Annotated in this window: 22 protein-coding genes and 2 pseudogenes; 8 read left to right on the plus strand and 16 right to left on the minus strand. The window is 67.9% G+C overall.

What is annotated here, in order from left to right:
• The first annotated feature begins 149 nt into the window (after window positions 1–149).
• Window positions 150–1,523, plus strand: a complete 1,374-nt coding sequence (locus tag NG1_RS06990; protein ID WP_062969154.1) for an FAD-dependent oxidoreductase — start codon at window positions 150–152, stop codon at window positions 1,521–1,523.
• Window positions 1,524–1,528: 5 nt separating this feature from the next.
• Here NG1_RS06990 and NG1_RS06995 read toward each other — a convergent pair whose 3' ends face one another.
• Together NG1_RS06995 and NG1_RS07000 are read right to left on the minus strand one after the other, a co-directional pair.
• Window positions 1,529–1,921 (minus strand): ankyrin repeat domain-containing protein, encoded by a 393-nt coding sequence (locus tag NG1_RS06995; protein WP_062969156.1) that lies wholly within the window; start codon window positions 1,919–1,921, stop codon window positions 1,529–1,531.
• 31 nt (window positions 1,922–1,952) lie between these two features.
• The gene (locus NG1_RS07000; RefSeq protein ID WP_062969158.1) at window positions 1,953–2,582 is read right to left on the minus strand and encodes a UdgX family uracil-DNA binding protein; all 630 of its coding nucleotides are present in this window, start codon (window positions 2,580–2,582) and stop codon (window positions 1,953–1,955) included.
• 167 nt (window positions 2,583–2,749) lie between these two features.
• Between NG1_RS07000 and NG1_RS07005 the strand changes: the two genes are divergently transcribed.
• Window positions 2,750–4,057, plus strand: a complete 1,308-nt coding sequence (locus NG1_RS07005) for a glycosyltransferase 87 family protein (protein WP_084498743.1) — start codon at window positions 2,750–2,752, stop codon at window positions 4,055–4,057.
• A 27-nt stretch (window positions 4,058–4,084) separates the two neighbouring features.
• Here NG1_RS07005 and NG1_RS07010 read toward each other — a convergent pair whose 3' ends face one another.
• Window positions 4,085–4,531, minus strand: a complete 447-nt coding sequence (locus tag NG1_RS07010) for a nuclear transport factor 2 family protein (RefSeq protein WP_062969160.1) — start codon at window positions 4,529–4,531, stop codon at window positions 4,085–4,087.
• Between the two features lie 73 nt (window positions 4,532–4,604).
• Window positions 4,605–4,796 carry a hypothetical protein gene (locus NG1_RS07015; protein WP_040866818.1) on the minus strand — a complete coding sequence of 64 codons (192 nt, stop codon included), beginning with the start codon at window positions 4,794–4,796 and terminating at the stop codon, window positions 4,605–4,607.
• A 155-nt stretch (window positions 4,797–4,951) separates the two neighbouring features.
• On the opposite strand from NG1_RS07015, the gene NG1_RS07020 reads away from it, so the two are divergent.
• Complete coding sequence (locus NG1_RS07020; protein WP_084498744.1) at window positions 4,952–5,770, plus strand: trans-aconitate 2-methyltransferase; 819 nt, start codon at window positions 4,952–4,954, stop codon at window positions 5,768–5,770.
• Here the strand turns inward: NG1_RS07020 and NG1_RS07025 are convergent.
• On the minus strand, window positions 5,717–6,001 hold the full coding sequence (locus NG1_RS07025) for an ANTAR domain-containing protein (RefSeq protein ID WP_062969162.1): 285 nt from the start codon (window positions 5,999–6,001) through the stop codon (window positions 5,717–5,719). The two genes, NG1_RS07020 and NG1_RS07025, sit on opposite strands and share 54 nt — an antisense overlap.
• A 181-nt stretch (window positions 6,002–6,182) precedes the next feature.
• On the opposite strand from NG1_RS07025, the gene NG1_RS07030 reads away from it, so the two are divergent.
• Window positions 6,183–6,461, plus strand: a complete 279-nt coding sequence (locus NG1_RS07030) for a hypothetical protein (RefSeq protein ID WP_040866913.1) — start codon at window positions 6,183–6,185, stop codon at window positions 6,459–6,461.
• A 48-nt stretch (window positions 6,462–6,509) separates the two neighbouring features.
• On the opposite strand, the gene NG1_RS07035 is transcribed toward NG1_RS07030, so the two are convergent.
• The 5 genes from NG1_RS07035 to NG1_RS37360 form a co-directional block, all read right to left on the minus strand.
• Window positions 6,510–6,710 carry a hypothetical protein gene (locus tag NG1_RS07035; RefSeq protein ID WP_040866820.1) on the minus strand — a complete coding sequence of 67 codons (201 nt, stop codon included), beginning with the start codon at window positions 6,708–6,710 and terminating at the stop codon, window positions 6,510–6,512.
• A 173-nt stretch (window positions 6,711–6,883) separates the two neighbouring features.
• Entirely contained in the window at window positions 6,884–7,309 is a 426-nt protein-coding gene (locus tag NG1_RS07040; protein ID WP_062969164.1) for a MerR family transcriptional regulator, read from the minus strand.
• Window positions 7,310–7,318: 9 nt separating this feature from the next.
• Window positions 7,319–7,873, minus strand: coding sequence for a class I SAM-dependent methyltransferase (locus NG1_RS07045; protein ID WP_062969166.1), 555 nt, complete (start codon window positions 7,871–7,873; stop codon window positions 7,319–7,321).
• Window positions 7,874–7,960: 87 nt separating this feature from the next.
• Window positions 7,961–8,719 carry an SDR family oxidoreductase gene (locus NG1_RS07050; protein ID WP_062969168.1) on the minus strand — a complete coding sequence of 253 codons (759 nt, stop codon included), beginning with the start codon at window positions 8,717–8,719 and terminating at the stop codon, window positions 7,961–7,963.
• A gap of 248 nt (window positions 8,720–8,967) precedes the next feature.
• The gene (locus NG1_RS37360) at window positions 8,968–9,135 is read right to left on the minus strand and encodes a hypothetical protein (protein WP_168434164.1); all 168 of its coding nucleotides are present in this window, start codon (window positions 9,133–9,135) and stop codon (window positions 8,968–8,970) included.
• Between the two features lie 553 nt (window positions 9,136–9,688).
• On the opposite strand from NG1_RS37360, the gene NG1_RS07055 reads away from it, so the two are divergent.
• Together NG1_RS07055 and NG1_RS07060 are read left to right on the plus strand one after the other, a co-directional pair.
• Complete coding sequence (locus NG1_RS07055; RefSeq protein WP_062969170.1) at window positions 9,689–10,447, plus strand: hypothetical protein; 759 nt, start codon at window positions 9,689–9,691, stop codon at window positions 10,445–10,447.
• A 107-nt stretch (window positions 10,448–10,554) separates the two neighbouring features.
• Window positions 10,555–11,202: pseudogene (locus NG1_RS07060) on the plus strand (dienelactone hydrolase family protein); the annotation flags it as partial.
• Here the strand turns inward: NG1_RS07060 and NG1_RS07065 are convergent.
• The 4 genes from NG1_RS07065 to NG1_RS07080 all read right to left on the minus strand — a co-directional run bounded on the left by NG1_RS07065 (window position 11,183) and on the right by NG1_RS07080 (window position 15,722).
• Window positions 11,183–12,286: a CapA family protein gene (locus NG1_RS07065; RefSeq protein ID WP_157113888.1), complete on the minus strand. Its 1,104-nt coding sequence runs from the start codon at window positions 12,284–12,286 to the stop codon at window positions 11,183–11,185. The pseudogene NG1_RS07060 and the gene NG1_RS07065 sit on opposite strands and share 20 nt — an antisense overlap.
• A gap of 53 nt (window positions 12,287–12,339) precedes the next feature.
• Window positions 12,340–13,995, minus strand: coding sequence for an enoyl-CoA hydratase-related protein (locus tag NG1_RS07070; RefSeq protein ID WP_062969175.1), 1,656 nt, complete (start codon window positions 13,993–13,995; stop codon window positions 12,340–12,342).
• Between the two features lie 34 nt (window positions 13,996–14,029).
• Complete coding sequence (locus NG1_RS07075) at window positions 14,030–14,560, minus strand: hypothetical protein (RefSeq protein ID WP_062969177.1); 531 nt, start codon at window positions 14,558–14,560, stop codon at window positions 14,030–14,032.
• 445 nt (window positions 14,561–15,005) lie between these two features.
• The gene (locus NG1_RS07080) at window positions 15,006–15,722 is read right to left on the minus strand and encodes an oxygen-binding di-iron domain-containing protein (RefSeq protein WP_062969180.1); all 717 of its coding nucleotides are present in this window, start codon (window positions 15,720–15,722) and stop codon (window positions 15,006–15,008) included.
• A gap of 415 nt (window positions 15,723–16,137) precedes the next feature.
• Here NG1_RS07080 and NG1_RS07085 point away from each other — a divergent pair, with 415 nt between their 5' ends.
• Window positions 16,138–16,914 carry an MHYT domain-containing protein gene (locus NG1_RS07085; protein ID WP_157113889.1) on the plus strand — a complete coding sequence of 259 codons (777 nt, stop codon included), beginning with the start codon at window positions 16,138–16,140 and terminating at the stop codon, window positions 16,912–16,914.
• Between the two features lie 175 nt (window positions 16,915–17,089).
• Window positions 17,090–18,058: a TIGR03557 family F420-dependent LLM class oxidoreductase gene (locus tag NG1_RS07090; RefSeq protein ID WP_062969336.1), complete on the plus strand. Its 969-nt coding sequence runs from the start codon at window positions 17,090–17,092 to the stop codon at window positions 18,056–18,058.
• A 108-nt stretch (window positions 18,059–18,166) separates the two neighbouring features.
• Here the strand turns inward: NG1_RS07090 and NG1_RS07095 are convergent.
• Together NG1_RS07095 and NG1_RS07100 are read right to left on the minus strand one after the other, a co-directional pair.
• A pseudogene (locus NG1_RS07095) lies at window positions 18,167–19,799 on the minus strand (FAD-binding oxidoreductase).
• 32 nt (window positions 19,800–19,831) lie between these two features.
• Entirely contained in the window at window positions 19,832–20,914 is a 1,083-nt protein-coding gene (locus NG1_RS07100; RefSeq protein WP_062969182.1) for a cupin domain-containing protein, read from the minus strand.
• Window positions 20,915–21,205: the final 291 nt, after the last annotated feature.

Below are 21,205 nucleotides of genomic sequence, written 5' to 3' on the forward strand. Positions count from 1 at the left end.
TCGTGCTCCCGGGTGAAAACGCTGCCCTCATACCGCGTTTGTCAGAAGATCAGTGTGCGGTACCGACCGGTCGACCGCAGGGCAACCTGCGAATCCGCGAAACCGGCCCCGGCGCCCGCCCGGGGGATGCCGAACGTAGCGTGAGGGCCATGAGCGAGCGACTGGTGGTCATCGGCGGTGACGCGACGGGCATGTCGGCGGCCTCGCAGGCACGCCGGATGAAGGACGCGAGCGCGCTGGAGATCGTCGTGTTCGAACGCGGCGGGTTCACCTCGTACTCGGCCTGCGGCATTCCGTACTGGGTCGGCGGACACGTCGCCGAGCGGGACGCCCTGATCGCCCGCACACCCGAGGAACACCGCTCCCGCGAGATCGACCTGCGGCTGTACACCGAGGTGACCGAGATCGACGTCGACGCGGGCCGGGTGCGCTACCGCGAGCGGGAGACCGGCGCCTCGACGTGGATGCCCTACGACCACCTGGTGATCGCCACCGGTGCGCGCCCGGTCCGGCCACCGCTGCCCGGTATCGACGCACAGGGTGTGCACGGAGTGCAGACCCTCGACGACGGGCAGGCGCTGCTCGGGACGCTGGAGCAAGCGCGCGGTAACCGCGCCGTCGTGGTGGGCGCGGGCTACATCGGCGTGGAGATGGCGGAGGCGCTCATCCAGCGTGGTTACGACGTCACCATGGTCAACCGCGGTCCGGAACCGATGTCCACGCTCGATCCCGACATGGGCGCGCTGGTGCGCGAGGCGATGTGCGGGATGGGCATCAAGGTCGTCGGCGACGCGGAAGTGGCCGAGCTGCGGACCGCCGAGGACGGCCGGGTCGCCGCGGTCGTCACCGATGCCGCGGAATATCCGGCGGACGTCGTGGTGCTGGGCATCGGCGTGCACCCGGAGACCGAACTGGCCCGCGCCGCCGGACTTCCGCTGGGGCAGCACGGCGGGCTGCGGACCGATCTCGCCATGCGGGTGCGCGGGCACGAGAACATCTGGGCCGGTGGCGACTGCGTCGAGGTGCTGGATCTGGTCTCGGGCCGGGAACGCCACATTCCGCTCGGTACCCACGCCAACAAACACGGTCAGATCATCGGCGCGAACATCGGCGGGGGCTACGCGATCTTTCCCGGCGTCGTGGGCACCGCGGTCAGTAAGGTCTGCGAACTCGAGGTGGCCCGAACGGGTTTGCGCGAGAAGGACGCCCAGGCGGCCGGTCTGCAATACGTGACCGTCACGGTGGAGGCCACCAACCGGGCGGGCTATTACCCGGACGCGGCGCCGATGACGGTGAAGATGCTCGCCGAGCGTCTCACCGGCCGCCTGCTCGGCGCGCAGATCGTGGGTCGCGAGGGCGCGGGCAAACGCGTCGACATCGCGGCGGTCGCGCTGACCGCCCGGATGACCGTCGAGCAGATGACGATGCTCGACCTCGGCTACGCGCCGCCGTTCTCGCCGGTGTGGGACCCGGTTCTGGTGGCCGCGCGCAAAGCCGTCACCGCCGTGCGCGAGCGCCGGTAGCGGGCTCAGGCGCCGAAGAGTTCGAGCAGTTCGTTCTTGCCGAACATGACCGCGGCGTCGCGGGCGGACGGAGTGCCGGCGTCCGGGTCGGCTCCGGCCGCCGTGAGGTGCCGGACGATCTCGGTCTCGCCCTTGAAAACCGCCCCCGCCAGCGGGGTTTGGCCTTTGTCGTTCGCGCGGTTCGGATCGGCCGACCGCTCCAGCAGCGCCGCCACGGCCTCGGTGTGCCCGTGGTAGGCGGCGAGCATGAGCAGCGTGTCGCCCGCCTCGTTGGTGAGGTCGACCGGCACGCCCGCGTCCACATAGGCGGCCAGCCGCGCGGAGTCACCTCGGCGAGCGAAGTCGAACACCTTGCCGGCCAGTTCGAGCAGTTCCGGATCGATCTCCTCGGCGCTCATCCGCTCGCTCCTCTCCCGGCCCGCGCCCCGGTCAGCGCGTTGCCGCGGGCTTTCCCAGTTGTTCGCGCACTATGCGCAGATCGGCGACGAACGCATCGTAGGCCGCGGTGCGGTCGGGCGCGCGCAGCACCGACGACGGGTGCACCGTGGCGACCGCGCGGAACTCCGCTGTCTCGACGACTTCGCCGCGGCGTTCGCTGACCTTGAACGACGGGCCCAGCAGCGCCTGCGCGGCGATCGCCCCGAGACACACCACCAACCGCGGCCGCAGCAGACCGAGTTCGGCGTCGAGCCATGCCGAACAGGCGACCACCTCGGTGCGGCCGGGTTGTTTGTGAATTCGTCGTTTGCCGCGCTCGACGAACTTGAAGTGTTTCACCGCGTTGGTCACGTAGACCGCGTCGCGATCGATGCCGACGTCCGCCAGCGCCCGGTCGAGCAGCCGTCCCGCCGGGCCGACGAACGGCTGCCCCGCCACGTCCTCCTGATCGCCGGGTTGCTCACCGATCAGCACGACATCCGCGTCCGGCGGACCGGCACCGAAGACCGTCTGCGTGGCGTGGCGGTAGAGATCGCAGCCACGGCAGTCGCACGCCGCCTCGCGCAGCCGCGCCAAGTCCGCGTCCGCGGGGACGAACATCGCGGCACCGGGCGCTCTCATCGCTGTTCTCCTCCTGCCCTTCGCGGGGCTGCGACCGCCATTCGCCGACCTCCTCCGCCCACCGATGCTGGTGGCGGCTTACCCGTTTCCACGGCCCTCACGCGCCGGTCGCGAATCTCCCTCCCACGTGCTGAACGGCCGGGCATGGGTCGGTATAGTCGCCGCGGATGAGTAGTGTCACCGCCACCGCCGCAACGCCGATGTCCCAGAACCGTCGACTCGGGCGTGTGCTTCGGCTGGCGCCGATCCTCTCGATCGCGTTCTCCGCGTTCTGTCTGCTGACACCGGTCCGGCCGTTCCACAAGATCACCGGCGGGTTCATCGATCTGCAGGTGTATCGGCTGGGCGTGGACGCCATGCGGCACGGCGCCGACATGTACGGGCAACTGCCGCAGACCACCATCGGGGCGGGCCTGCCGTTCATCTACCCGCCGTTCGCCGCGCTCGCGCTCGGCCCGTTCGCGATGCTGCCCTGGGACGTGGCCGCACCGAGCTTCTTCGTCTCCTCGGTGGCCGCGCTCGCTCTCACGCTCTATCTGGTGGCGCGGCGGGTATGGCCGCACGAGTCGCAGCGCGGGCTCGCGGTCTGGGCCACCGCGTGTGCCACTCCGTTGGGACTGCTGCTCGAGCCGATCCACTCCACGCTGGACTTCGGTCAGGTCAACCTGCTGCTGATGGCCTTGGTCGCGGCGGATTGCCTCACCCACAAGCCGCGCTGGCCCCGGGGCATGCTGATCGGCGTCGCCGCCGCGATCAAGCTGACACCCGCGGCGTTCGTGCTCTACTTCCTGGTCCGCCGGGACTACCGTGCGGCCGCGACCGCCGCGGTCACCGGTGCGGCCGCGACGGCGCTGGGCTTCGCGATTCTGCCGAAGGAATCCGTCAAGTATTGGTTCGGCGGTCTCGGCAACGTGTCCGGGCTGAGTGGCTCGGCATTCCACACCAATCAGTCGATTCAAGCGGTGTTCGCTCGGTTCGAAGTGCCGGAGCCCGCCTTCACCGCGATCTGGTTGGTGCTCGGTGCCTTGGTGCTCGCGCTGGTCGTCACCGCGATGCGCCGGGCCGCCGACTTGCCCGCGCTCGCTCTGGCCCTCAACGCCGTCTTCACGCTGCTGGTCTCGCCGATCTCTTGGTCGCACCACTGGGTGTGGATCGCGCCCGCGTTGTTCGCGGTCGTCGGGTACGCGACCCGCGTGCCCGTCCGGCGTGCGATCGGTTGGTGGGTGACGTTCGTGGTCACCGCGGCGGTGTTCGTCATCGGCCCGCACAACTGGCTGCCCGACGGCGAGCACCGCGAAACCGCGTGGACGCCCTGGCAGCACTTCATCGGCAACACCTACGTCTGGTTCAGCGTGGTGCTCGTCGTGCTGTTCCTGATCAGCAGCAGGCGCAGCGTCGCTCGGGTCGCGAACCCGTTACCGGACGAACCGGTGCACGCCTCCGATGCCACGCCTTCGGCGTTGACCGCACGCTGAGGGCGAGCGGCGGCTACCTCTGCCGCGTCAGCCCATGCCCGGCGCGGACGGCGCGACGAAGAGGAAGCTCTTCTCCTCGACGCGCTTCTTGATACGCCACTGTCCGTCCGCGCGGACGAACGTGTCCAGGTACCACAGTCCGCACAGCATCATCGTCGGCGGCCCGTCGCCGCCGGATACCAGCATCGGGTTGTGGCACATCGTTCGCCCGGTGGCCGTGTCGCCGTCGACCGTGATGGACGAGTTGCTGATCAGATGTTGGAAGGCCGGGAAGTTCGGGAGGACGGAGGCGAGGAATTCCTTCGTTGCCGCCAGATCGCCCACCGAGCCGCCCATGGCCGAGTAGTCGATGTGCGCGTCGGAGGTGAACACCTCGTCCAGCAGGTCCCACTGCCGAGTGTCGACCGCGTGCGAATACCGCACCATCAGGTCTTCGATCTCGAGTCGATCCGAAATCTCCTGCAACGACAGCATGCCTGCCTCCGATTGACGTCGATACCCGGTAGATGCCACCAGGATTCGGCGTGCGAGGCAAGGGGCCGTGTGGTTACGCCCGGTGCGGCAGGATGTTCAGTACCAGCGTGAGCCCCGCCACAATGCTCACGCACGCCACCAGGGTGGTGAAGGCGGATTGGGTGATCGTCGCGATGCCGATGGAAAAGGCAAGGCACGTGGCTAAAGCGAGCGCGCCGGTTCCCGGTTCCACACCGGCGATCCGGGTTGGTCGGTGATCCGTCATAGCTATGTAATACCCAGAGCGTGCTGTTACGAAACCGTGATAGATGGTCGGTTTCCGGCCCGGGCGTGTTCGCAGGTCAGGCGTCTCGGGCGCGGCTCCGACCCCCGGGCGTACAGTACGTACGTACGGTTTGGTAGCGCGTCTCGGAGTGGCCGATGTGGGATCCCCAGCAGTACCTCGCGTTCGACGACCACCGGTCCCGTCCCTTCTTCGACCTGCTCTCCCGGGTCACGGCGGCCCAGCCGCGGGAAGTCGTGGATCTGGGCTGCGGTCCCGGGCATCTCACGGCCGTTCTCGCGCGGCGCTGGCCCGAGGCGCTCGTGCGAGCGCTCGACTCCTCGCCGGAGATGGTCGCGGCCGCGCGTGAGCGCGGCATCGATGCGACGCTCGGCGCGGTGCAAGAGTGGCAGCCGGGCCCGGAGACCGATGTCGTCGTGTGCAACGCCGTCCTGCACTGGGTGCCCGGCCACCCCGACCTGCTGGTGCGGTGGATGCGCGCGCTGTCCTCGGGCGCGTTCCTGGCCGTTCAGGTGCCCGGCAACTTCGACGCGCCCTCCCACCGGGCGATCCGTCGAGTGGCCGCCCGCGAGGAGTGGCGCGACCGTCTCGGCCGAGCGGGCATCCTCGAACCGCGTGCGGTGCTCGATCCCGCCGGATACGCCGACCTGCTCGGCGCCGCGGGTGCGGCGGTCGACGCCTGGGAAACGACCTACTTGCAGCGCCTGACCGGTGACGATCCGGTGCTCGAGTGGGTCTGCGGCACGGCGCTGCGGCCCGTGCGCGACGCGCTCGACGACCCGCGGTGGCGGGAGTTCACCGAGGCTGCGGACGAGACCGGACAATCAGGTATCCGCGTCCGTCGTCGGAGCTGCTCGCCGCGCCGGCCCGGCTGTCCATGCTCTCGGCGGTGCGCCGGGGCGTCACTGGGCTTGCTCATGCGCTGTGGACAGCAGCCGGTCGACGCGGTCGCGTAGTGCGCCGGACACGGCGGGAACGCCGATCGACGGGAGCTCTGCGGCTACGTTGGCGGCGAGAACCCGCAGCTTGGTGTTGGTTTCCTGGGATCGAACGCGCAGAATGGCGAACGCTTCGTCGGCGTCGAGGCCATAGACGAGCATCACCGCGCCCTTGGCTTGTTCGATCACCGCCCGGGTGGCTACCGGATCGAGATCCCCGGCTGCTGTGCCGTCACCGTCGTCGCTCACAGTGACGCACTACCCGCCCGCGGTGGTCTGACACGGCCTCGCGGCGGGCGAAACGACGGCACCGCTGATGTCCTCGGCACTGCGGGAGGGTTGACGCGGGCCGCGCGGATCGCGATACTTCGAACGTCATATCGATTGCGTATAACTCGTCCTGCGGAAACGCGATGGAGACAGATCAATGATGATCCATACGGCAGTCGAAGCATTTCTTCTGGCTCAGGTGGACGACCCGGTCCCCGAAGCTCCGCCGAACTCGGAAAAAATTCTCCAGCTGTTCCGGTATTTCACCTGGTTCGTGATTCTTTCGGGTGTCACCGGAATCGCCTACGCAGGCGGAAGATTCGCCTGGGAGAAGTGGAACGGCGGCCCGCTCGCGTCGGCGAAAATGGTCGCAGGCGGCATGCTCGGCGGCGTCATCGCCACCAGTGCGGGAACGATCATGAACGCGTTGATCGGGTGACCCCGCCTGCGTGGTGCGGCGGGAGTGATGATCCGTCCGTAGCCGCGTTTATTCGGTGACCTCCAGTTCCACCAATTGACCTGGCGTGAAAGACTTCTCGCGCCGGTTGGTCTCCACGCCAAAAACCGCGACCACGAGGTCGCCGCCCGGCTGGACCACTCCCGCTTGGGTGAGGGTGCCGTAGCCGACGACGGATTCGCCGACATGATCGGCGAGTTCCGCCGCGGGAATTCGAATTGTCCTGCTCACGGGGCACCTCTATCGAGTCGAAGTGTCACTGGCTGCTGTGTGACGGTTCGCAGGAATCGATCCTAATCCGAGAAAGCCGACGCAGAACCCTTCGATCGCCACCCGAGCGCGGCGCGCCGACCCCGCGGCCGCAAACTCCGTCGTCGAAGCGGAATTCGGTGCGCCATAACGATTTACCCCAGCGGCCTTGACCGGTTCGTGACCAGCGCGAGCGCATCGGCGACCTCGGCCTGGAAGTGCGGGCATTCGCGAAAGTCCTCGGAGGCGCAATCGAGAGCGTGCGAGACGGTCTCCAGCGCCGCGGTGGCCGCGGCGATGCGACGGACGAGCCGAGCGCGGTGCGCACGCAACAGCTCGCGGCGAGCGGCCCGGTCGGACGCCCCGGCGAACAGCGCGGCGAGTTCCTCCAGCGACAAACCCACTTGCTTGCCGAGCAGGATCATCGCCACGGTCTCCGCGTCGTCGTCGTGATATCGACGCCGGCCCGCGCCGTCCCGCCGCGGCGCGAGCAATCCCACCTCCTCCCAGTGCCGCAGCACGTGGGGAGCCAGACCGAAGCGCGCCGCGAGTTCACCGATGGACATGTCACCGCCCGCCATACCCGCACTCTAGGCGGCGCGGGCGGTGAGCCGCATGTACAGCCCGATCGGATGCCACCGCGGACGTACCGGCTCTCGCCGTACCGTCGCGGCCTCGAACGTCCGCCGCAACGCGCTCTGCGCGGCCGCCGAGCGCACGAACCGGAAATCGTAGATCGCCGCGGTGCCGCCGGGGCGCAGCACGCGTGCCAGCTCGGTGCTCGCGCGGTCGACCTCCGGCCACTCGTGCATGCTGAGGCTCGAGACGACCACGTCGAAGCTGTCGTCGGGGTAGGGCAGCGCGGCGACGTCACCCACCGAGAGCTCCGCCGCGCCACCGGGGAGCGCCGCATCGGCGAGTTCGATCATGTGCGGTGACAGGTCCACGCCGTGCAGCCGCAGGTCCGGCCGTCGAGAATGGAGCTGTGCCAGCAGTTTTCCCGGCCCGGTGCCGACGTCGAGTATGCCAGCGCCCGGTGGCGCCGCGGCGTCGATGTCGGCGGCGATCCGCCGGTACAGACCCCCGAGCAGGCGAGAAGCCCGTTGGTCGTAGTCTCGGCTCTGCTTTTCTCCGAACGTTGTCACGTTTTCCTCTCTCGCAGTGCGTTCAGCTTGCGAGTTGAGGTCGACCTGAAGTCAAGGGGAAGCGAGCCCGCGGTCTGTGCGCGCAGGTTACGGCTGTGCCGGGTACTTCTGCTCGAGCCACTGCTCGAAAGTAGGGCCGGCGATGATCGCGCCCGGTCCGGCCAAGAGCGCACCACCGGCCGGCAATTCGTGGTCCGGGTCGCCGGTGTCGACGATCTCCTCCACCCGAGCCGGTTCGCCCCGCCGGGCGGCCACCTCGGCAACGGCCGCGGCAAGGTCGAACTCCTCCGGCCCGGCGATCTCGACGCGCTCGGGCGCGGTCTCCGCGACCGCCAGCTGCGCCAAATGCTCGGCGACAGTTCGTGCGGCGACGAGCTGAGCCCGGTACTTCGGGACGTAAGCGGCGTCGCCGCGAGTGGTCCAGTCGAGCATCATCTCGGTGAATTCGTGGAACTGGGCCGCGCGGAGGATGCGCACGGGCACCGGACCTTCGCGGTAGGCGTTCTCCTGGGCGAGTTTTCCGGCGTAGTGCCCGGCGGTGAAAGAATCGATGCCGATGATGGAGACCATCGCGATCCGGCGCACCCCGGCGGCGGCCGCCGCATGTTGCACGTTGCGCGCGATGGTGCGGAAGAAATCGGTCACCGCATGGGTCTCGGTGGTCGTGGCGTTCACCGCGTCGATCACGACATCCACCCCGGTCAGCGCCCCCGCCAAACCGTCTGCGGTGTAGACGTCCACGCCGGTCGCTCGGCTGATCCGCACGACCTCGTGACCCTCGTTCGCCAAGACGTCGATCACGTCCCGGCCGATCCGCCCGCTTGCACCGATGACCGCTATCCGCATCGCCTACTCCTTCGTCTCATTGGTTCACCGAGTGGACGAAGCGGCGAGGCGGGGTGTGACACAAGGGGCGTGCGTCACAGTGCCGCCGCGACGGTCGATCCACGTGCGGCGGCAACGATTGTGCTGTGCCTCCCTACTTCGATTCGTGCTGGAGCCGGCGGGACATCGCCGGTTGTCGAGATGGCAAGAGGCTTCGGGCCGGGGAGTGCGACCCGCCTCGACTCGGCGCGGCCGCACACCAGGTGCTGTCAGATGCAGAAGACGACGCTGCCGAGCGGGAAGCAGAGCACGACGGAGCCCCAAGCCGGCGTCGCCAGATCCGATGGCGTTTCGGCGGAAGCGGCGGGAGCCGCGAGGACACCCACGGAAACGGCCATTGCGGTCGCGGCGAGAACTTTCGTGATTCTGGTGGTCATTACGCATCCTTTGACTCGAGTGAAACTTATCTCTGACTCACGGATTTCATGCTTCACCTTAAGGCCGGTGAACGCCAGGCAAAGAAATGTCAAGGTCCCCGGCGTTGCGTAACAGGAAGATCACCATTGGTGCGGTTTTCGGGGTAGTGGACACGAATATCGGTCCGAAACATACCGAAAGATTTCTAGGTCCCCGTCTCGCGCCCTAATTGTGCAGCCGATGAACTTACGCGGATGTTTGCACAATGGAGACCGGCGTTGCCAGGTGGTGGCGTGTGCGCGATGGTCTCCGATCGGTGCGGCTGCTGCCGTCGGCGTCGGTCGACAGCTGATCGGCGAAGGGTCGACGCTCGATAACGGGGATCGTTACGTGACCGATGCGGCCCATGCCCCTGCCGTACCGTTTCAGCCCCCGGGTCCGCCCCGGTTCGATGCCGTCGCCGCCAGAAGCCGGAACTCTCGGTCGGTGGGTCGGCGGCCCGCATTGCGACACTTCCCACTGGCGGTGAGCCGTGCCTGAAATCGTACGGTTGCGCGACCCTAAACTGAGACAATGGTGCAGCCAACGCCCTGGCAGTCGAAGGAAACTCCAGACGGCCAGCCCGCCAAGCAGAACTGGGCGGAGAGGGGCGCCGTACCGGCAAAGGCGATTTCGGTCGCGCTGCGCGGGTATTGGGGCTATGTCTGGGCCGCGATCGGAAGCCTCGTTACGCTGATTTTGCTGTTCCAGCCCTGGATGACCGCGCGCGGCGCGGATGGCAGCGTGAGCACCAACGCGTTCGGCCGGATGCAGATCACCACACGATTCATGAACGTCTGGTCCCGCTCGGGCCCGCGTCCTGCCCAGATCACCGGCTTCTGGGCCCTGCTGGCCTGTGCCGCCATCGTCATCACGATTCTGGTGGTCGTGATCAACCTGCGTCTGCGCCTCGCCGCCCTCAGTCGGCTCGCGACGCTGTCCTCGCTGGTCTCCGCGCTGCTCGTGTTGTTCACCGTGCTCTACATCAACAGCAAGGGCGGCGACATGAAGGCCATGGTCGGACGCCGTACGGATCTCGGCGGCCAGATCGGATCGCTGATGAGCTGGGCCTTCGGCAACGGCAGGCTCGTCGTACCGGGAATCGGGCAGGTCGCGTATTCGTCCGCGGGTCTGACGCCGTGGGCGTTGATCGCCGGCGCGACGTCGCTCGGCTCGGCGGTAGCCGCGCTCGCCCAATGGATCCGCAACAGATCCGGCGGTCTTTTCTCTGTCCCGTGGCGTGTCCAGGTCATTTCATCGAAGCCATCGGCCGAACCCGAAGACACGGAGTAACTGTCGGCGGTAGCCGAGCCGTCCCGCGATTCCTCCTCTTGCGCACGACGGGCCCGGGGAGTACCCCGGATACCAGGAGGTGTTCGATGTCGTCCGCACCCCGGTTCCCGACGCGGACAGAAGAAGTGATCGTGCCGGCGGAATACGCCCGACCGGCCGGGATACTGGCCGTGCCACCGGACAGCACCGCCCTGATCGCCTTCGCGCACGGCAGCGGCAGCGGCAGGCGAAGTCCGCGAAACCGGTTCGTCGCCGAGGAACTGAACCAGGCGGGGTTCGCGACGATGCTGGTCGATCTGCTGACCGCCGAGGAGGAGGGCGACCGCGCGCGCGTCTTCGACATCCCGCTGCTGGCACATCGCCTTGTCGAGGTGACCCACTGGTTACGGACGCGGCCGGATGTCGGCGGCTTGCCGACCGGATATTTCGGCGCGAGCACCGGCGCGGGCGCTGCACTGTGGGCGGCGACGGAACCCGGGACCGAGATCGCGGCGGTCGTCTCCCGGGGCGGTCGACCGGACCTGGCGGGACCCCGCCTGGGGTCGGTCCGCGCACCGACGCTGCTCATCGTGGGCGGTGACGACAAGTGGGTGCTGCAGGTCAACCGGGAGTCCCAGCTACGGATGCCGTGTCCGAGCGAACTGGACATCGTCCCTGGCGCGACACATCTGTTCGAGGAACCCGGCGCACTCGAACAAGTCGCCGACCTGGCGGTCCAGTGGTTCCACCGCCATCTCACCGTCGTGCTGCACTGACCACCACCGGCAGACCGTCGGATCGGGGCGCTACGCGGGTGCCGAAGCGACGGCTGATGTCCTCGATCTTCTCGCACAACCAGCGGGATTCGCTGCGCGGAGCCCATTCCAGGCGCATGTGCCGCACGCGCAGCGGAATCAGCCGGACCTCCGCCGAGCCGGTATCGAGTGAAACCAGATACAACGGATGCAGGTCGGCGTGGTAGCGCTCGTGGCCGCGGATGCCTTCGTAGTCGTCGATGACGTCGCCGCATCCGTACAGGATCGGTTTGCCGCGGTAGATCTCGATCGGACGCGGATGATGGGCGGAGTGCCCGTGCACCACGTCGACTCCGGCGTCGATCAATCGATGCGCGAACTGTATTTCGGTTCGCGTGACTTCGTAACCCCAGTTCGGTCCCCAATGCACGGAGACGATGCCGATATCGTTGTCGCGCTTGTGTGCCGCCACCTCGGCTGCCACATCCTCGGCGGCCGCGGCGCCGGGAGAGTAGCCCACTCGCCAGAGCCCCGGCCGGTTGTCGCGCGCCGACCAGGATTCCGGCACCCCGCTCGAACCGGCGGCGACCGAGACGATCACCACGCGGCGACCATCGGTGAGTTCCACCGTGGCGGGCGCACGGGCGCCCGACAGGTCCGCCCCGGCCCCGGCGCGGCCGATATTCGCGGCGTCGAGCGCCGCGAGGGTGTCGGCCATCCCGGGGATCCCGAAATCGAGGACGTGATTGTTGGCCAGCGCGCAGACCACCGGTGCGATCGCGGTCAACGCGGGCATGTTGTCCGGATGCATCCGGTAGTGGATGCCTTTCGCGGGCGCGAACGCGCCGTCCGCGGTGATCGAGGTCTCCAGATTCAGCAACCGCACCTCGGGGGCGATCCGGGCGAGGATGGGCAGGACATCACCCCACAGCTGCCGGTAGTCGACCGGATGGGTGAACTCGCCGTACGCGCGTTCGGCCAACTCGACGTAGGTTCGCGCGTCGTTGACATATCGTTCGCGCAGCCTCGGGTTGCCGGGGTGCGGCAAGATCTGGTCCACACCCCGCCCCAGCATGACGTCACCGCCCAGCAGTACGGTCGCCATAGAGACCATTCTCGATCATCGCGATGGCGATGTGAACGCGTGCGCGTCGACTTTCACGAGCCGGTTGCGGCCGCCGAAGGGTGCGGTGACTTCTTGTAGACGAACTCTTGCCGCTTGCGGCGGAATTCGTTCCGGTCGAGAAAGATGTCCTGCGCCATTCGCCGCAGCTCGGCGGCCTCGACGGAATTCAGGTCGATCGAGCGAGTCCGCTTCGCGGCCATGATCGCCGCCCACCGGGCCGGATGGGCGCATTCGCCGGCGAGTTCCGCCACCCATTCGCCGAATCGCCCACTCGGCGCCACCGCGTCGATCATGCCGATCTCGACGGCGCCTGCCGCGTCGAGGGGCTGACACTCGTTCAGCAGCCGACGAGCGGATGCGCTGCCGACCCGCCGCGGCAGGGTGTAGGTGTGGAACTCCGAGCCCGACAATCCGATGGTCCGGTAGTGCGGGTTGAACACCACTGCTTCGGTGGCGACAACCAGATCAGCGCTCGAGGCGAGCACGACACCGCCCGCGCCGGCATTGCCGGACATCGCGGCCACGGTGACCTGGGTCGAACACGTCAGGATCGCCCGGCAGACGTTGTTGATGGCCAGCAGGTTGCGCCATGTCTCGCCCTCGGGATCGCCGGACCATTCCACCGCGTTCAGATCGATGCCGTTGCTGAAGTACGGGCCGGTGTTCGCGAGCACGAGCACCTTCGTGTCCTGCACCGCCGCGTGGGTGAACGCCGCGAGCAACCGGTCGCATCGGGCGGTGTCCATAGCACCGTTGTAGAAGTCGAACTCGAGGTATCCGATGTCGCCCTCGCGCCGGTACCGGATCTCCCGGCATGGGCCGGTCCGCTCGCACGGTATGGACTGCACCGGGAATCCGGCCGCGGCCAGGACCCGAACCGCTGGTCCTTTACACGACGGCCGGTCAACGGTGCTGGGTTGCAGGCGGCCGATCCAAAGGCTCGCGTCGCCGCAGGCGACTTCGATGGCTTGGTCACTGCGGCCGATCACAGCTCCCGGGGGCGCCTGGGGATCGACCTGTCCCAGGAAGGCGTCGTAGACGAGCACCGGTGCGCCGCCGATGATCGCTCCCGCCCCGGGTGAGCCGTCGCCCGCGTGCACGAGGCTCAGTATCTCCTCGGCGTCGTCGCTCCAGCAGATCGCGCGGTCGTTTCGACGCATCGCGGGCCGGGTCCGGGCGTGGGCCACGGCCCGCGGTGCCTCGGCCTGCGGAATGGGGGAGCGGGCCGGGCCCGCGGCCTTGTCGAGCGCTTCGAGCAGGCACTCGATCGCGGCGTCCGCGACCACGGTGTTGTAGACGGCGGACTTGCGTTCGGCCGGTAAGGGGAAAACCCGCGTGGACCAGATCGGCCCGGCGTCCATTTCCTCGACCGCGGTCAGTGCCGTGACGCCCCACAAGGGTTGGCGTTCGCGGATCGCCCAGTCCAGGGAATGGGGGCCGCGGTCGCCCACCGGACCGGGGTGAACGACGATGCACGTCCATTTCGAATGGACGTCGGCGGGTATTCTCCTCGTCAGATAGGGGCAGACGACGATATCGAAGCCGTTCGATTCGACCGCCGCGCGGATATCTGTTGCGCAATGCACGATTTCGGTCCGGGTGGGGCGTCCGGACCGGCGAATCGCGAGTGCGGCCCGTTGGGTCAGTCCATTGTTCGCACTGGCGAGAATCAGTACTCGCTGTTTCATCGGCGGGTCTTCCGGGCCCGCCTTGCCGGGTCGATCACCTGCTGGACATCGAGAGCAGCTGTTGCGGGTCCTCGGCGTAGACGGTGGCGATGACGTTCGCTCGCGCGGCGAGATCCCGGGCGACGTCACGGATCTCGTCCGATGCGTCCGGGGCGGTGTCGATCCGGGCCAGTAGATCGCGGGTGTGGATCGCCGTTGTCTGCGCGCAGCGCCGCAGGCGGGCTTTCGCGACGGTATCCAGCGCGACGGGACTGAGGTAACGCTGAATGTGCTCACCACGGTCGGTGATCTGGTTGACGATCGGTTCGGTCGCCGCGTCGGTGAGCCATCGTTCCGCGTCGGCGGTGATCTCGAAGACGAGATCGTGGTCTCGGATGTCGGTGGGATTCGCGGATGTGGTCAGCAGGGCCATGCTCGCCCGCCCGATCGCCAGGAACCCGCTCATCGCGTGCGCGAGCAGGACATGCGGGTTTGCGGTGGGCAACTGATGTAGACGTTGCCCGACGACGGTGACCCAGCAGGCGAGGTGTTCGGCTCCGGTGTCGATCGACGTCGCAGTCGGCATAGCGCGACAATACGCCGTTACCCGGGTGAGACATACGAAGAAACGCTGGAAGTTCGCCAGATGTCGTCGATCGCAGGAAGGAAAGGGCGCCGCCGACCCCTGAGTCCGCTTGTCGCGCGGCGGAACCAGCGTCTCGCCCGCCCCCGCGTTCGTGTCTCCGCCGGGCGGCGGCCCTGCGCGTTCCGTGGTATGGCAGGGAGTGCCGGAGCGGTCGCGGGCTATCGCGGCGGGGTGCTGGCAGTGCTCCGCCGATGGGGTTAACTGCGATTGTGCCCGTCGCCCTCTGTCGAAAGAGTCGGCCGCTGTGCGCGAATCGACATGTGCACGTGCATCCGGAAAACGAGTTCGTCTGCCGTTCGCGGCACTTCGCCGCATGACCTGAGGCCGGGCCGGGCTGTGCCGAGGTCGGATGCGGCGAGAAACCGCGACAGCGATCCGATGGTGCTCAGGAGTCCAGTCGGGCCTGATAGACGCTCGCGAGGTCGCGCAGGGCGGTGGCCCCGTCGCCGGCGAAACTCGAGCCGTGCATGATCGCCAACGTGGTCGGCGCCAACCCGGCGAGCCGATTCAGGGCGGCGGGCACGGCGGGCCCCAGCGACGTGGGATGAAAGACGTCCTCCGCGACGCCCGCCCGCTCCACCAGATCCGATGAGGTCAGCGCTGGTCCGTTGCCGAGTTGAGTCATCAGATCGCCGCAGAACAGCACGCCGGTGGTCTCCTCGTAGAGCACCCGTGCCTCCCAGTTGTGCGGCGCGTGCGGGGTGTCCAGATGCCGAATGCGACGGCCGCCGAGATCGATCACCTCGCCGTCGGACAACCGGCGTGGCAGCCGGTCGGCCAGATCGTCGAGCGAGACGAGGCATCCGACCAAACCGTGGGCCACCTGGGCGTGCGGCGCGGCAGCGAGGAAGAGGTTCATCGCGCCGCACTCGTCGGCTTCCACGTGTCCGAAGGTGATCCAGCGCAACCGCTCCACCGGCATGATCCGCGTGATCTCCATGGACACCACCGGGAACAGCGCGCGCATGCCGCAGTGGAACAGCAACGGCTCCTCGGCGTCGAGAAGGAATTGGTTGAACGTGAAGCCGGTGGGCCCCACCTCCGGAATGAAGGTGGAGATGCGGTAGATCTTCTCGGCTATCTCGTCGGTGTGGGTTTCCATGGGAAGTCCCTGGTCGAAGTGGTCCCCCCATTGTCGTGGATCGCCGGCCGCCATGCGGCAAATTCCTGGTTCTCCCGGGGCAACCGGATCGACAGCTGTGATGTCATCGCAGATGTGGTCGTCAGGCGAAAACCGGCGGCCGCGCGGTGGCGGAACCCTCCACCGTGTGACATGCGCGCCGTCGATGGCTCGGAAGCCAGCTGCTAGCTGATTGGAGCTTCCACGGTCGGGTGGTGCAGAGTGGATCGGCAGGCGAACGTTTGGGTCGAGCTTCAGCGCATTTCCCGCTATCCGAGCCTCATCCTATGTTTTTAAACAGGGTAGTAGTACTCTAAATTATCTACCTGCAGTTTCACTATGTGAGATTCGGGCGTCGTCCAAGTGATGCTCGAATCTATCCAGCGAGGAGTGTCGCGTGCTGGAAATCGACCACTTCAGCCACGGGTGGCTCACACCCATCGTCGCCTATGTCATGTCGTTCACCGGTTCATTGCTGGGATTGCGATGCATGGCCAGGTCTCGCAGCGGTTCCGCCCGGGACGGCTGGTTGCTCGCCGCGGCGGTCGCGATCGGCGGCACCGGGATCTGGGTCATGCACTTCATCGCGATGCTGGGTTTCGCCATCGACGGCGCATCGATCCGGTACGACGTCCCGATCACCCTGATCAGCGCGCTGATCGCGATCGCGGTGGTCTGGATCGGGCTGCGCATCGCCCATCAGCGGACGCTGGGGCCGCTGGCGCTGTTCTCCGGCGGCGCGATCACCGGGCTCGGCGTCGGCGCGATGCACTACGCGGGCATGTACGCGATGAAATCCGACGCGATGATCGGCTACGACGGACGGATCGTCGCTTTGTCCATGGTGATCGCTGTCGTCGCGGCGACCGCCGCGTTGTGGTTCACGTTGCACGTGCGAGGCACGGTCGCCACCGTCGGCGCGGCGCTGGTGATGGGTGTCGCGGTGTCGGGCATGCACTACACGGGCATGTTCGCGATGCATGTCCACGAAACCCAGCACATGCATCCGCCGTCCGGGGCGGGCGCGACGCAGTTGCTCACCCCGCTGATCGTGAGCATCAGCCTGGTTACCGTGCTGCTACTGCTCCATCTCGGCGTTACCGAGGTCGACGACGAGAACACTTATGTGCCGCAGGGCAGGCATGCCGCCAGTTACTGGCCGACTCGCGACTGAACGAACCGTTCGGTCTCCTGTCGTCGGTCCTGTCGGGTGACGCGGTAGCCACCGCCGGGAGCGGACCTGCCGCGTACGGGTGCGGGGAAGTTTTCGCATGCCGGATGCGGGGTAAGCGCGCCGAGAGCCGGTTGCCGAGATGACCGGCCGCTCCCAGCCGAAGCAGGAGGTGGCGATGCGCATCGGGTACAAACTGGCGGCCGAGGCTTTCGGCCCGAACGAGCTTGTCCGCCAAGCTGTCAGAGCGGAGGAGGCCGGGTTCGACTTCGTGGAGATCAGCGACCACTTCCATCCCTGGCTGGACAACCAGGGGCATTCACCGTTCGCCTGGACCGTGCTCGGAGCGATCGCGGCGAAGACCGAGCGGATCGAGCTCGCGACCGGCGTGACCTGCCCCATCCTGCGATACCACCCCGCGATCATCGCGCAGGCCGCGGCCACTCTGGCCATCATGTCCGACGACCGTTTCACCCTCGGCGTCGGTTCGGGCGAACGTCTCAACGAACATGTCGTCGGCCGTGAGTTCCCGCCCGCGCGTATCCGGCAGCGGATGCTTCGCGAGGCCCTCGAGATCATCCGTTTGCTCTGGAGCGGCGGCTACCAGTCCTACGACGGTGATTTCCTGACCGTCTCCGAGGCTCGCGTGTTCGACCTGCCCGAGACGCTCCCGCCGATCGCCGTCGCCGGTGGCGGGCCGGACGCGGCCCGGATCGCCGCCGAACTCGGTGACGGCCTGTTCGCCACCGAACCGAAGCCCGAGCTCGTCGACAGCTATCGCGCGGCGGGCGGCGCGGGGCCCCGATACGCGGAGGTCGGCATGGCGTGGGCTCCCGACGAGGAGACGGCCGCGAAGGCGGTGCTCGATACGACGCGCTGGGCGGTGACGGGATGGAAGGTGATGAGCGAGTTGCCCAACCCGGTCAATTTCGCCGCCGCGACGACCACCGTCCGCTTGGAGGACATTCTCGACAACTTCGCCTGCGGTCCCGACCCGGCCCGCTACCTCGAGGCCGCGAAACAGTACACCGACGCGGGCTTCGATCACCTCGTGATGCAGAACGCGGGCCCCGACCCGGACGGCTTCCTGGATTTCTACCGCCGTGAACTCGACAAGCCGCTCCGGGCTCTGACGCCGCGCGCCTGAGCCCGAGAGGCCGGGCCGCGTCGGTCGCGGCGCCGACGCTCCGGCCGGGGATGCGGCCCGGTGTACCCGGAGGTCGCTCGGGCGGCGCTCCTTCGGTGCCCGGCCTGCTCATCGGGCCTCCGGTGCGGGCAGGCGAGGGGCCGGGTCGATCAGGACGCCGGGATTGAGTATTCCGGCGGGATCGAGCGCCGATTTCGCCGCCCGCAGTGCCGCGGCGAAAGGTTCGGGCCGCTGGCGGTCGTACCAGGGGGCGGTGGTCGCGGCCGACGGCATGGTGGTGGGTGATGGTCGCGCCGCCGACGTGCAGTGCCTCCGAGACGGCGGTCTTGATCTCGTCCCATTGCTCGACGGTCCGGCCCCAGCGGCCTGCGGCGTAGATGCCGAAGTAGGGCGTGGGCCCGTCCGGGTAGACATGGGTGAACCGGCAGGTCAGCACGCCGGTCACCCCGGCGGATCGGAACGCGGCCGCGGTCGCTTCCCGCACTGCCGCGCGCAGGGCCTCGAAGCGATCCCAGGTGCACGCGGTTTCGAAGGTCTCCACGATCATCGACTGGGCCGCGAGCGCGTCGCGCTGGTACGGCATGCGGAGGAACGACGAGCGCCACGTGTCGGCCGCGCCCGCGGGCGCCGGGTCTCGCGCCGAGTCGGTGGTGCGGCTCCCGTCCGGGACGGCGCCGCCGTGCTCGCGGCAGATCTGGGCCGCCCGGCGCATCGGTTCGTCCACGGGGTGGTCCGCGGACTCGAATCCGAGGACCAGCACTCCACCGGCCGCCTCGACGCCCGCGTTGATGAACGCCTCCACCGGATCGAGCAACCGGCAGTTCGCCGGATACAGCGCGGACTGGGCGATGGCGCGGGTCGCGGCCACAGCCGCGCCGTAGTCGTCGAACACCACCGAGGCTCCGGATCGCCAGCGCGGACGATGCTGCACGCGCATCCACGCCTCGGTGATGACCCCGAGGATGCCCTCCGATCCGAGGAACATCCGGTCCGGCGAGGGTCCCGCGCCCGACGCGGGAAGCCTGCGCGATTCACTGATCCCGCCCGGGGTCACCACCCGCATCGATTCGACCATGTCGTCGATGTGGGTATAGACGGTCGCGTAGTGGCCGCCCGCCCGGGTGGCCAGCCAGCCGCCGAGCGTCGAGAACTCGAACGACTGCGGGAAGTGCCGGAGGGTCAGGCCCTCCGGCCGTAAGCCCGCTTCCAGCGCCGGACCGCGAATGCCCGCTTGGATCCGCGCCGCCCGGCTGGTGCGGTCGAGTTCGATGATCCGGTCCATGCGGCCGGTGTCGAGGGCCACGGCCCCGGCGTAGGCGTCGGCGCATCGGGGTTCGACACCACCCACCACCGACGTCCCGCCGCCGAACGGCACCACGGCGACGCCGGCGCTCGCACACCAGTCCAGGATGTCGACCACGTCCTGCTCGGCGCGTGGCCGCAACACCTGATCGGGTACGTGATCGACTCGGCCGAGCAGATTTCGGACCACGTCGCGAAACGCCTGCCCGTTGCCGTGCGCGACACGATCGCCGAGGTCTTCCGAGGCCAGCGCGGCCAGGGAATCCGGCACCCGGACGCGGGGCGCGGGCACATCCAGCGACGTCGGGTCCGGCGCGTCGTGCACTGTGAGATCGGCCGTCGGGAGCAGGGCCGCCACGCGCTCGGTCAGGACCTCTCGTTCGCGGCCGGTCACCGCGTCTTCCCGGTTGCCCCATCCCCACCATGACCTCGTGGCCATCTCGGCTCCATTCGCAGAACGCGCGGTCTCGGCTACGGGGCGAGCGCGTTGTTCCGGGTGACGATCAACGGGTCGGTGGGAGTGAAGGGCAAGTCGGGGAGTGCGTCGAGGGCGACGCCGAAGGTCGCGGCGAGCACCTTGCGGGAGTAGGCGCTCATCGAGGCACGGTAGCCGATGTCGGCGGGTGTGGGTTGGTCGAAGAAGATCAGCAGGTGGATCTCCGGTGCGTCCACGACCTCGATGTGATGTGGATAGGCCCGGGGGACGAAGTACACCTCGCCTTCGTGCACGGTGTAGGTGTCCAAGGCGCCGTCCGGATCCATGATCGTCATCCGCGCCGAGCCTCGGTGGACGTAACCCAGCTCCGCGGTCACCGGGTGCCAGTGCGGTTCGCGCATACCGTCTTCCCGGACCCGTAACGAGTACATCGATATGTCGTGCAGTGCCGGCCAGAACTGTGCGCGGGCGGTGCGCGCGGAGCCGACCGGCGAGTTCACCGGCGCGGGCATCGCCTCGAGTGCGAAATGGTGCGGATCGCCGAAGTGGGCGGTGGATGGGATGTCGGGGTCGCCGTCGCGTTTCACCACGTACTTCGCGGTGGTGTCACGCCGGATCGCGGCGAAGGCTTCGGCGGGCAGGTCGTAGGTATTGCCGAGAACCGAATCGGTCATCGCGCCGAGGGCGGCGCTGAAGCCGAAGTCCTCCGGTCGTTCGTGGCGGAAGGCCAGGATGAATTCCGCGTCGGTGTCGCCGACGTTCTCCACGTGGTGCAGCGCGCCCGAATCGATGTGGAACATCTCGCCCGCGCGCACCAGGAAGGAGGAGAATCGGCCGCCGTCGTCCAGGACCGAGACCAGTGCCCGTCCCGCGGTGCAATAGGTGAGTTCGGTGGCGTTGGCGTGCCAGTGCGGTTCGCGGATCGCGCCCGGTGCGAGCGTCAGGCGTTTGATCGACAGCCCGCTGAGGATCGGGAAGCTGTCGGCGGTGAGTCGCGTGAGTGAGCCGAGTTCGCTGCGGTAGATCTCTTCGCCCTTGCGTAGAGAGGCGACATGAGGGGATGGACTTCGCACGGTTCCTCCTCGCTCGCGGTCAAAGGATCGTTCCGGTTCGATCATGCCGGTCTCGGCGCGTGAACCCCGGGAAACCCGGAGTCGGAAGGCGGAAAACCTCGATCATCCGCAGTGATTTCCCTCACATTTATTACGTGCAGAAATGGATGTACTTCACATCACACCATGTCGTAGGCCAAGGTGTGCCGGGGTACCCCTGTTACCTTTCCCAACCTGAGCGCGCCGATCCGCGCCGAGTTCGCTAAGGTCCGATCCGCACGCTCGGGTCATGGTTCACGCATTTGAGGCACTGCTTCTGGCTCCATAGCCAGAGCGGACAGTGATCGACCAGAGAGT

Origin of the sequence: Nocardia gamkensis NBRC 108242, from assembly GCF_001612985.1 — a bacterium.
Taxonomy (GTDB): domain Bacteria; phylum Actinomycetota; class Actinomycetes; order Mycobacteriales; family Mycobacteriaceae; genus Nocardia; species Nocardia gamkensis.